The sequence below is a fragment of the Enterobacter sp. CGMCC 5087 genome (genome assembly GCF_003144775.1).
GTDB lineage: Bacteria > Pseudomonadota > Gammaproteobacteria > Enterobacterales > Enterobacteriaceae > Enterobacter > Enterobacter cloacae_M.
In genome coordinates this window covers 1-11,354 of record NZ_QFXN01000287.1, presented here as the reverse complement: position 1 = coordinate 11,354, position 11,354 = coordinate 1, and the positions used below count along the sequence as shown (strand labels likewise).

Sequence of the window (11,354 nt, the reverse complement as noted above, 5' to 3'; positions counted from 1 at the left end):
CCCAGAGTGTTTGCGTATGACAGCGAACTGAATCTGAAGGAAATTCAGTCACTGGTTGCCGGTAAAGCGCCGGAGCCGTCAACGCCGGTGGTGCATACAGAGACAATGCATTACGACATGGCGGGCAGGGTGATCCGCTACCGCGATACGCATTGTCATTACGATGCCTGTGGCAGGCTTATTCTCAAACGCCGTGAACGTGCCGGGTTCAGGCCGGAAGAAACGCACTACTCCTGGGATGCGTATGACCGGCTGGTTCGGATACAGCGCCCTGATGGTGCTCGCTGGCGATACCGGTATGATGCCTTTGGGCGACGAGTGAGTAAGACCCGTGAGGGGAGTGTGGAGTCGGCCAGGAGTCTGCTGCGAGTGGAATACTGCTGGGATGGCGACCAACTGGTCGGTGAACAGCAATGGCTGGCCGATGGCAGCGCTGCCCGTGCCGTACAGTGGGTGTATGAACCGGACACGTTCCGCCCGTTGGCACAGGTGGAAAAGCAGAACGAGACTGTCCGGCTGCACTACGTCGTGACGGATTTGACCGGCACGGCAAGGGAGTTGTGCAGCGAAGACGGTGAAGTTCACTGGCGCGGGGAACAGGCGCTGTGGGATGGATATCAGGAGACGAAAACGCCAATATCCCATCCCATGTTCCCGGGAGATGCGGCTAACGATGAAGTCAGCTGCGACCTGCGTTACCCCGGTCAGCTTTATGATGCCGAAAGCGGGTTATACTACAATCGGTATCGTTATTACGATCCGGAGCCTGGACAATACCTGTCGTCAGACCCAATAGGGTTAGCTGGTGGGATAAGACCACAGGGATATGTGCATAATCCGCTGGAGTGGATTGACCCACTTGGCCTGATTCCTGGAAAACCGCCTAACTCTCCTGATCCAATCAAATGGGTAGCTAAAGGAGGCACTGTCGGGAATGAGTCTGACGGAACATGGGTTTATAAAAATGCTGCTGGTACGACTGTTCGTTATCCTGATGGGTATCCTGACTTTGGCCCTCATGCAGTGCAACAGGTTGATGTTCCAAACCTTATGGGAAATCATGGTCGGAGCCCATTAGGTGATTTTGGCAAAGCTGATGCATTGGCTCCAAATGGACCTGCTGATTATTTGAATAATACATGGCATCATCATCAAAATGGAATTACGATGCAAGAAGTGCCCAAAAGTGTGCATTCTGAATTTACACATAAGGGGGGCGTTTCTAATATTAAAAATAAAACATGTAGTTAACTTTGGAGGTTTGATGGCAATCATAAAATCATTTGGTACTAGTGATTCAAATATCCTGAAGGTTGAATCCACTTATGGGATTGTTCTTCCTAAAGATTATTTTGAATTTTTGACTCGGTTCAATGGGATGTTTATTGGTTCGGGTTCTTATTGTACGATTCCTTTTCCCATGGTTGATAATGGTGAAGTGGATTTTCAGGAAATGTATGGCATCGATACTAAAAATGAAACTCTAAGTCTGGTAAAAGCAAACGAAATACGAGATGAATTTGTTGCTTTTGATAACCCTTTTGTCATTGGTGCAGATCCTGGTGGGAATTTATTTTTAATTAATGGAGGAGGGGGCGATAAGTCAATTTATTATTGGGATAGAGGTCATATACATTTTGATGAAGGCTTCTGTCACCAGGAACTTAGTGAGGAAGGTAATGTTTATAAAATTTTTAATACATTTACTGCCTTTTATAACTCTATATTGTCCAATGTCGGTGGGGATGTCAGGGTAAATATCGAACTTTTGTAAGTTGCATTATGAATTTATCCAGGAACTGGTCACAGTATATCGTGATTGATTTGATCGGCTCTGCGAGAGGGTTGTGCTGAGAAAATCCACAAGAGGCTAATGGTCGAATATCGGATGGTGGATTATCGCGGGATGTATTTACCCTTATATGGGATGGGCCTATCAAGGTTATAGTTTGCAGATTTATGTAACCATGCTGAATCGGTAAGTCGAGGTGTAAATGAAAATACTTGAAAGTCAAGTTGCTGATTTGCTTGTTTCACATGGTCAAATTGTGCTTCGCTCAAGGGCGTTTGATGAGACTGTCAGCCGATGGGGGCCTGTGAATATTGAACAGGGTGCAATCATCCATCCTGATTATGTAATATTTGATCCTTTACCAGAAGATGCTTTTGGAGCAAATGTGAACATCAGATTAGTTAATGATTTTATCCTCTCTGTTGATGCACAACGTTGTATCGTTGTACCTTTTGAAGTGAGTGATAATGATGAATTTGTTGTCGCTTCGGCAATGGAAGTTGTAAAGATAAATCTAGACCTTACTCCAGGGGGGGATTTGGTTTACTTTGAAATTTGTGAGGGGCATGAAGTCTATTATAATTTTTCATTCGTACCCGCTGATGTTCCTGTCGCACCGATGTACCTTCTTGATGACCCATGGGGGGGGCGTCAAAGGAAAGAAACTTCATTGTGGTAATTTGTAAATATTAGCAAGCACTATGATGAGGAGTCGGGATGCCTACCCTGAATAAACTATTTATTAATGTGAGTTAACAGGATGATAATGATTCGTCATATTTTATTTATTACGTTTACTGATAGTGCATTACCGGAACAAATACTGGCCGTCAGAACGGCATTCCTGCAAATCCCCGCTCGGATTGAAGGGGTTACAAGCGTGGAATGGGGCATCAACAATAGCCCTGAAGGCAAGAATAACGGCTTCACACACTGCGTGCTGATGACGTTTGCCGATGAAGCAGCACGCCAGCGATATCTGCCGCATCCGGCACATGAGGCGCTGAAAACAATCTTTCGACCGGTGCAGCAGGATATTGCTGTGCTGGATTTTACGCTGGTACCAGAAAACATGGCATGCAGTTGAATTGCCGGAGTATGACCCATGGTGAAAAATTTGTTACGGGATACCATCAGGCAGAGACCGTCCCGGCAATACGGTAAAAGGCAGTACCTGTGGCGTGCCGGTGATACGTTCAGTGGACTCTGGCTGATTAAATTCGGTGCGGTCAAAACGTTTTATATCAACGCTGGCGGGGAGGAGCAGATAACCGGTTTTTATCTGCCCGGTGAGTATATTGGTCTGGATGGATTGCCCGGTGAATGCCACCGGGGCTATGCGCAGGTGATTGATGACTGTGCGGTATACCCTTTGTCCCCGACAGCGTTAAGTGAGTTTATGGGGACCAGTGAGGCCCGGCGACACGTTTACCGGTTAATGAGTGAGCATTTGTGCCAGAACAAAGCCCGTTATTATCAGCTGACAAGACTGAGTGCCGGCGAGCGGCTGGCATATTTTATTTATGATTTTGCTGTCCGCTATGGTTTTCAGGGTGTTGTCATGCTGGACTTTCGGTTGCCAATGCTGCGATGCGATATTGCGAACTATATCGGCGTCACACCGGAAACGGTGACCCGGGAAATCATAAAGCTGGTCGATGCTGGCGCATTCCTGTTCAGTGGGCGACAAATCACAGGGTTGCGACCGACCATTATGACGCAACGGGCAGGTGATATGTTGTCATGCCGTAACGATGAACCATTATCAACAACAACGCGGGGGGCTAGGTATGGTCAGTGATGTTATAGCTGAAAAGCTGGAGAACGCCGGGCTGTGGCGGAGGGAGGCGGCCCGTTGGCTGGCGGTGATGGACGGGTGTGAGACGGATGCCCAGCGTGAATGGGTCAGCCAGAAGCGGCGGGCGTGTTATTCCCGTCTTGCGCTACCTGTGGACGAAAAACTGAATATCAGCGCCCTGAACCGGGCAGCTAATCAGACGCAGGGCAAAATGGGCATTCGTCAGCCCAGTGGGGCGGCATTCAGAATTAAACCACAGAAAAAAAGATAAATAGTTACGGGTAAGCTGGTTGGTGTTGCTCTGGTTGACCCGGCTGGTCTCCCTGTCGCATTTTCAGCGGTGGTATTCCCCCAACACACTGGAGATGTTGCTATGTCAAAGTTATCCGTTGTTCTTCTGGGCGCTACGCTGTCCCTCTTCGCTACAGGTACATTCGCAGCTGTATCGGCCAGTCAGCCCGTTCAGCACGCACAGGCTACCACCCTCAAACAGGATGCTGCGAAAGCGTCGAAGAAACATGTTAAAAAGAAAACGGTACGTAAAGCGAAACGAAAAACCGTTCGCGCAATGGTGAAATAAAATGGTGAAAAAAAATATCAGGACGGTTTTCTTTTCAGAGAACCGTTCTTTGATAACGGGACGCTATTAAAATAAAATGTGTAATAATAATTATTATCACATATAGCGATGTTTTTTTAAATTTAAAAAAACTAACAATAGTCCATCCTACATATCCCAGATAGTCACTAATTTAAGGTAGGTCGAAGTGTTTGGAGATTCATGGGGGCAGTTTAAGGACACACGGATATAACTGTGGGTTGCCACCAAACAAATCAGAAAATAAATACTGGAAAAACTCTAATACGGTGGTCAGGGTGGTCAGTTTTCGTCGACCACTTCACAGATCTTGATAAATGGGCAAGTATCTTATATATGTAAAGATATACGCTTAGTGTTCTGGAATGATTTAGTTAAGGGAGCGGTAATTGGAAAGTGTGAATACAGAACTATCTGCCAATACGGTCGATGTCGCCCCCGGAGAGTTACCCTTCGACGCAACCTTATTGTTCAAGGCTCTTCAATACCAACTTCTTGTTGCCATTGAATATTGTCATGATCTTGCCCCGAACGAAAGCGTGTGGATTGAAGTATCAGGCGATGTGACCGTTCCCGGAATAACTCAGACTGAGGTCAAATACTACACAGACAATCTTACTGACAGTCATGCCAATTTCTGGAATACAGTGAAAAACTGGATGCATAAAAGCTTCAGCCGTACTTCTTTCAGAAGACTTGTGCTACTAACGACGCAGGAGTTTGGAGCGCGGAGTGAGCTTAAAGGTTGGAACGAGCGTACTCCTGCTGAGCGGCTTGAGGTTATGGAAAATATCTTTGCATCTTCGCGTGCTGCTGCTAATAAGAGAGCTGCTAAACAGGAAATCAAAGTAGCAGAACATGAGAGCGAAACCACGAAGCCAACTAAATCTCTGTCACTTCAGCAGTACGTAATGGATCCAGTGCGGCGTGATCAGCTCATGGAAGTTCTGGAACGGATGCATATTACAACCGGTGCAGCCGATCTGAAACAGAGTATCCATAACTACCAGAGGCGTTTTCTCACAATGATTCGTCCCTCTAAATGTCAGCAATTCATAGATGATTTTCTAGGTTTCATTTGGAGTTACAAACTGTTGAGTGACGGATGGCAGATCACACAGCAAGATTTCTCAACAAAATTTACTGAACTTACCCGTCAATACATCAAGCATCCAGACACGTTTCCGCAGATTGACACTACTGCACTCAAAACGACCATCAATGTTGAGCAGATTAAACCAATGCTATTCGCAAGGAAGATAACTGAATTTAACGGAGAAAAACATCTAAAGAAGGCTGCTCTGCACCGATTAGTTGCTGAGACTGTAATTTCCGAACTCTTGACAGATGGAGTGCTTTTCAAGCCAGAACTGGATGGTTATATGCAAAACCATCTGGTTCAGCATCAGTTTTTGCGAGAAAGAGCAATACTGGATTGCTCTGAGCTTACAAGCCAAGTTGAACTCGAAAAGAAGTCTGAAATTTTTTATCTTGAACGTAATTCAACAGACGTTGCTCCATTTTGCGGTATGGATCACACGAGGATTGAGTTCCGTAATGGCATTTACCACTTACTTGCCGGAGAAGAATCAGAAGATGAGGATGTTCAGTTTCACTGGAGGTTATGGTAATGACCTCCCAAGCATCTGAGCATCTCTACACATTGCATAGAACACCTTTTGCGCTTGCTCCTGTCATTCATGGTTTTTATCAAGATTGGGAACCTGTCGAGAAAGATCTACTTTTGAGCTATTTGATACTCCCGATTGTTACCTACAAACCAATGCATGGTTTTTTAAAAGGTGCCAGGACCGACAGTTCGATTAGAACAATGTCTTCAGTTACAAGCAGGCTAGTTGGGCTAGAGATCCGTATAGAAGAGTTTAAACCTATTACCAATGCTGCCTTATTGATTCTGGCCTCTGAGGAAAGTCTGGAAGTTACGCAAGAACTTTCGATCAAGACACTCAAAAAACCAAATGTTAGTAATTCAGATAAGAACCTTTTCAGATATGGTCAAAAGTTATCAATGGTTTTAGCAGGTGAAAATGTTGTTTCAATCTATAGAATGCTGGGGCTCAAATCATTATGATGTGTTATGTAAATTATATCGGCGTTATTGATAATAACTATAAAGTACATGCTGTTCCTTTTACACCTGGTCTTAATATTATTACAGGTAAATCGTCTAAAGGAAAAAGTGCAATACTTGATATATTTGATTATTGTATGGGAAGTACTGAAGATACAATACCTGAGGGAATTATTACAGAACGGGCGAGGTTTTTTTTTACAGTTCTGCGATTTAATAATTTTGCTGTTGTAATTGGGAGAACGGCTAAAAGTAAAAAATGTTTCTTGCGTGAAGTAACCGGACCTGATGTTGATGATATTCTTTCACTCATTAAGGAGGTTAAATCATTTTTTTCTTCTCAATACTTTCTTTATAAAGATGAGTTTATTAAGAGTCTCGGGAGATATTTCGCTGTAACGATTGAGAATATTGATGTTGATCCACTTAGAAAAGAGGTGACAGGAAAGAAAAGCCCGACACCATCTGTACGTAGCTTTGCATCTTTCATGCTGCAGCACCAAAATTTGGTGGCCAACAGGCATGCGATTTTCTATCGATTTGATGAAAAACGTAAGCGAGATCAAGTCATTGATCATTTTAAGATTTTCATGGATATCGTTGGAGAGAAATATTTCGATATTGCTAAGCTTCGAACAGAAGCTATGTATGAACTCAAACGAGCTCAGGCACAAATACCGAAACAGGAGATGATAAAGGAGAATTTTCTCAACGAATTTTTGAGATTCATTAATGAATACTATGCATTCACTGGCCAACCACTAACTGAATTTACTCCTTTAGATATCTGGCAAAGACCTCAGCAAGCATTAAACCAGATTTCAGGGATAAATATCCGGGTCGATGGGCTTTCTAATGAATTTGAGACAAAGAGACAAGAGTTGAGAAAAACAAAAGCATCGCTGATGTCAAAAATTCAGAAAGCAAGAAATTCTCTCTATTTGCTGGATATATCAAGTGCTCAGGCTTCAGGATTTGCTGATACTTTGACGTCCCTTTCCTTTCCCAAAAAGACTAATCTTAAACATGGACATTGTCCGGTCTGTTCATCGCAGTCGGATGTTGCTGAAGAAGAAGCAAATAAACTTTCCATGGCGATAAATTGGTTGAATGAAGAACTTAAAGTCTCCACCTATGCACGTGAAGGATTTGGCGAGGAACGCCGAGTTATCGATAATCAGATTAAAGAACTACGAAAAGAACTTACCGAAGTAGAGAGATCGTTAAAACCTCTTGATGATGAAGCCGATAAATTGCAAAAAACAAAGTCTATTGATGCTTCGGCTCAAAAAGCCAAAATAAAACTTGAACTAGCTATTGAGAGATATATTGAGAATCCTCCATCTGAGACTAAGAAGTTGGTGGATTTTTGGCAAAAGAAAGTTAACGAGTATGATGAGGCAATGGCTCAGTATGATGTTGAAGCTAGGTTACGATCTCTCAGGAAAGGCATTAATACAAAAATGAAAGCTATAGGTAGTGGCTTTGATTTTGAAGATACATATAAATATGGCTCATTAAAATTTGACATTGATACATTTGATCTTTGGCATGAAAATAAAGATGAAAAAGGTGATATCAAAAAGATTTTCTTACGTTCAATGGGGAGCGGTGCTAACTGGCTTTACTCTCATTTGACGTTATTTCTTGCATTGAATTACAATTTTGCAGCACATGAAACATGTAAAATTCCACCTATTTTATTCTTAGATCAGCCAACACAAGTTTATTTTCCATCGATTGACGATGCAGACACATTCAAGGCAGATGAACTGCGTGGTAATATAAAAAGTGATAAAACAGTAGATGAAGATCTTGACGCTGTGTCTAAAATGTTCACTACCCTAGCGAAATACTGCGATGATACATTCGCAGAAACCGGAATTATGCCACAAATTATCGTTTGTGATCATGCGGATAAACTCCAACTCGGCGAAGGTTACAATTTTGAGAGTTTTGTTAAAGCGCGCTGGCGTTCAGAAGGATTTATCGCGGATTGATACTGCTCATAACCGCTATGCTGTAGACGATTTGCTGCTTCCGTTCCGGCGGTGGCAAATCTGACGGGATGGTCTGGTAGTCTCTGGCATTGATGCTGGGCGAAAATGACATCAGCGACAATGATATTGATCGCGGTGTTAATCACTGGCTGTCACGGATGAAGGGTTACTGATTGACTAATTTTTATCATGGGAGTAAGGCAGTACCTGCTGGTGAGCAAAAAAAGAATACAGTTTTAAAAGGACGCCCGGCCATTAAGGCTGAGCGTCCGAGTTTATAGCGTAAAACGATATATTATTCTGGCAGAGCACCTGCCAGATTCTTTGCTGAAACACTGCTGGTGGGTTTCTCCGTTACCACTGGCCGTGGTTCTGTAGCCGTCACCGTTACAGGTGGAGCAGAACCCGTCTGAATGTTTAGAAACGACGACAGCATGGTTCGCAATGTTTCCGGGCTCGTGTTGTCAGCCAGCAGTGCCGCCAGTACCGACGGCAACCGGCGGTCTATTTCTCCCAGCGCTATACCTGCCAGTAATGCCGTTCGTGATAATTCACCGCGCTCACCCCGGTGATGTGCCTCTATCCTTGCATCAGCAAAATGTTCACTGGCATACATATCAGGGCGAAGGTAAATCAGTACCTTTCTGCGAGTCATGACCACCTCCGTCAACCAATAGCTTTTAAACCGTGAACAAGCGCAAATTGCGGCTCTTGTGCCACAAAGAAACGATCTTCATGCAGGTTAACGTGAGTACGAATGTCATCAGCCAGCAGACAAGCCCCACCACCTACGACAGCCACATGGGTATAGCCTTTGAAGCGAGTAATCGCTTCGAGCACCCGCGCCCGATAACGCGCAATACCGCTGTAGATTCCCTGCTTTATGCCATCGACAGCACGCGGGTCGTTGATGTTGTTCATCAGGTACGTATCGTCGAAGCGCTTAATAATCAATCGGTCCACGTTGTAACGGGATAGCGACATACCTGCTTTACGTAAAGCCTGCTGAACTTCATCAGTCACTAGGGACACGCCTAACGCTGGATCGCCGTAGATTCGTGATACCGAAGACATCTGGCCTGCGACCTGTGAGATATCCAGCGTCGTTCCGCCGAGATCGATAATAAGTACCGAGTGGGACGGCGACAACTGATCGCACAGCGCAATCCCGGCAGGAATGGACTCCGGGCGCACAGTAACGCGGGTGATGGTGAATACGTGACCGTTATTCAGCACCACTGGTTGTAGCAGGCTCTGTTTCTTACGCTCAATGTTATCCAACCGGTACTGCGCGTCTTCGTCGTAGAACTCCGCCAGCGGCAGCGTCACCACGATATCCACACACTGTGGCGTAAGGCGGCTGGCCTGTAGGGCATGCTGTACAGCTACAGCATTGAGCGGGCTGTACTGCCATTCGATATTGCTGGTGGTGAGTGAATCCGGGGAAATGAGGTCAAACGAGTATTTCTCTTTGCCTGCGGTGTAGTTAAACGGTTTACTGCTGCCAAACGTTGCCGACCAGCCTCGTTTGAAGCTGTTGGGGCTGATGTGAGTAAAGGTCCTGCCTTGCTGCTCCCATAGCATTTTGATGTGAGTCGAACCATCGTCAATGTAAATGCGCATATTGCACCTTAGTTGAGTCAAATGTGAGTTGAGATTGAGCCGTCCGGCGGCACCGGGTGTGTGAAAGGCTGTTATTGAGCCAGAATTGCGAGCACGATGAGATGAATCAGCGCCAGCAAGCGCTCAATGAGAAAAGGGAGTACTGCCAGTAAGGCAAGCGTGAGAAATTTTTTCTTCTGGTGAGTTTCCTGTATGGGGAGAGTGAAATGCGAATTGCCATACAAGATTTAGGGGATAGTCGTAGAGAATTTACTGCAGCGCCCAATGCTGATAACTGCTTTAATTAAATGAAAAGCACATTTATTTAAAATGAAACTAATAGCAGAAATTTATGATGGATCTTGACGGTAGTATGAAAGGGGAGAGGCCCAACCGCGAAGGCTGAGCATCCAGGGATTACACAGTTTTATTTACCACGGCTCAGACTATCGATATGGTCAGCGTACCACTGCATCATTTCACGTCGGTTATCAAGGTATTGGGCATGATTGTAGGTTCCGCGGATACTGTTCTTATCCACGTGAGCAAGCTGCATTTCGATCCATGCCGAGTTAAACCCCTGCTCATGCAAAATAGTACTCATGGTGTGCCTGAAGCCGTGGCCGGTAGCCCTGCCATCATAACCGATGCGTTTGATCACCATGTTGATACTGGCCTCACTCATCGGTTTGTTGATATTACAGCGCCCTGGAAATACCAGTTGGTACTGACCAGTGTAGGCACGGAGTTCCTGCAGGATCGCCAGAACCTGGTTTGACAACGGTACCAGATGTTTGCGGCGCTTCTTCATACGACTTTCTGGGATCGTCCAGAGCGCATTCTCCATATCAAACTCATGCCACTCTGCAGCACGAAGTTCAATAGTGCGCACACCTGTGAGCAACAACAGGTTAGTTGCCATACGCGTAATGCAACTGCCGTGGTAACCAGCAAGGCTGGAAAGGAACGCGGGTAATTCAGATGCCAGAAGGTGAGGGAAGTGCTCAGCCTTTGGCGCAGTCAGCGTACCGGTCAGTTCGGATGCTGGATTAATCGTCGCACGTCCTGTTGCAATGGCGTAGCGGAAGATCTGATTGCAGTACTGCCTGACCTTACGGAGTTTCTCCAGTGAACCACGCTTTTCAATCAGGCGTAAAACCTCCAGCATCTCCAGAGGGAGGATCTCCACGACAGGGCGTTTGCCCACATGAGGGAAGATATCCTTCTCCAGCGCTTCCATAACGCTCTCTGCGTAGCTTTCCGACCATGAGATACATTTGTGCTTGTACCACTCCACAGCGAGCGCTCTGAAGGTATTTACGACGGATATCTTTTTGGCAAGTTTTTCGAGCTGTTTTTTCTCGCTTGGGTCACCTCCGTCCGCAATCACCTTTCTGGCCTCATCGCGTTTTACACGCGCATCAGCCAGAGAGACTTCAGGGTAAACGCCTATAGATAACTTTTTCTCTTTA

At 45.2% G+C, this 11,354-nt stretch carries 13 protein-coding genes; 10 read left to right on the top strand and 3 right to left on the bottom strand.

Annotated features, from left to right (window positions below; translation table 11 throughout):
* From DEO48_RS24710 to DEO48_RS24665, 10 genes are all read left to right on the top strand, one after another.
* The coding region (locus DEO48_RS24710) for an RHS repeat-associated core domain-containing protein (protein WP_181367052.1) at nucleotides 1–1,251 on the top strand (1,251 nt) is incomplete at its 5' end.
* Between the two features lie 13 nt (nucleotides 1,252–1,264).
* A complete protein-coding gene (locus DEO48_RS24705) occupies nucleotides 1,265–1,774 on the top strand; it encodes an SMI1/KNR4 family protein (protein ID WP_109846559.1) in 510 nt (169 codons plus the stop codon).
* A 220-nt stretch (nucleotides 1,775–1,994) separates the two neighbouring features.
* The gene (comJ, locus tag DEO48_RS24700) at nucleotides 1,995–2,471 is read left to right on the top strand and encodes a competence protein ComJ (RefSeq protein ID WP_109846558.1); all 477 of its coding nucleotides are present in this window, start codon (nucleotides 1,995–1,997) and stop codon (nucleotides 2,469–2,471) included.
* A gap of 87 nt (nucleotides 2,472–2,558) precedes the next feature.
* Complete coding sequence (locus tag DEO48_RS24695) at nucleotides 2,559–2,879, top strand: Dabb family protein (protein ID WP_109846557.1); 321 nt, start codon at nucleotides 2,559–2,561, stop codon at nucleotides 2,877–2,879.
* Between the two features lie 18 nt (nucleotides 2,880–2,897).
* Nucleotides 2,898–3,593 (top strand): Crp/Fnr family transcriptional regulator, encoded by a 696-nt coding sequence (locus DEO48_RS24690; RefSeq protein ID WP_109846556.1) that lies wholly within the window; start codon nucleotides 2,898–2,900, stop codon nucleotides 3,591–3,593.
* Entirely contained in the window at nucleotides 3,583–3,861 is a 279-nt protein-coding gene (locus tag DEO48_RS24685) for a PerC family transcriptional regulator (RefSeq protein ID WP_109846555.1), read from the top strand. The genes DEO48_RS24690 and DEO48_RS24685 overlap by 11 nt, the downstream gene beginning before the upstream one ends.
* A gap of 102 nt (nucleotides 3,862–3,963) precedes the next feature.
* Nucleotides 3,964–4,170 carry a hypothetical protein gene (locus tag DEO48_RS24680; protein WP_109846554.1) on the top strand — a complete coding sequence of 69 codons (207 nt, stop codon included), beginning with the start codon at nucleotides 3,964–3,966 and terminating at the stop codon, nucleotides 4,168–4,170.
* A gap of 407 nt (nucleotides 4,171–4,577) precedes the next feature.
* On the top strand, nucleotides 4,578–5,819 hold the full coding sequence (locus tag DEO48_RS24675; RefSeq protein WP_219933019.1) for a hypothetical protein: 1,242 nt from the start codon (nucleotides 4,578–4,580) through the stop codon (nucleotides 5,817–5,819).
* Nucleotides 5,819–6,280, top strand: coding sequence for a three component ABC system middle component (locus tag DEO48_RS24670; protein WP_109846553.1), 462 nt, complete (start codon nucleotides 5,819–5,821; stop codon nucleotides 6,278–6,280). The genes DEO48_RS24675 and DEO48_RS24670 overlap by 1 nt, the downstream gene beginning before the upstream one ends.
* Complete coding sequence (locus tag DEO48_RS24665) at nucleotides 6,277–8,280, top strand: DUF3732 domain-containing protein (RefSeq protein WP_109846552.1); 2,004 nt, start codon at nucleotides 6,277–6,279, stop codon at nucleotides 8,278–8,280. Before DEO48_RS24670 ends, DEO48_RS24665 begins: the two co-directional genes overlap by 4 nt.
* Before the next feature lie 295 nt (nucleotides 8,281–8,575).
* On the opposite strand, the gene DEO48_RS24660 is transcribed toward DEO48_RS24665, so the two are convergent.
* The 3 genes from DEO48_RS24660 to DEO48_RS24650 all read right to left on the bottom strand — a co-directional run.
* Nucleotides 8,576–8,941 carry a plasmid partitioning/stability family protein gene (locus DEO48_RS24660; RefSeq protein ID WP_109846551.1) on the bottom strand — a complete coding sequence of 122 codons (366 nt, stop codon included), beginning with the start codon at nucleotides 8,939–8,941 and terminating at the stop codon, nucleotides 8,576–8,578.
* A 5-nt stretch (nucleotides 8,942–8,946) separates the two neighbouring features.
* Nucleotides 8,947–9,903 carry a plasmid segregation protein ParM domain-containing protein gene (parM, locus tag DEO48_RS24655; RefSeq protein WP_109846550.1) on the bottom strand — a complete coding sequence of 319 codons (957 nt, stop codon included), beginning with the start codon at nucleotides 9,901–9,903 and terminating at the stop codon, nucleotides 8,947–8,949.
* A 406-nt stretch (nucleotides 9,904–10,309) separates the two neighbouring features.
* Nucleotides 10,310–11,354: tyrosine-type recombinase/integrase (locus DEO48_RS24650; RefSeq protein WP_109846549.1), on the bottom strand; the 1,045-nt coding region annotated here is incomplete at its 5' end.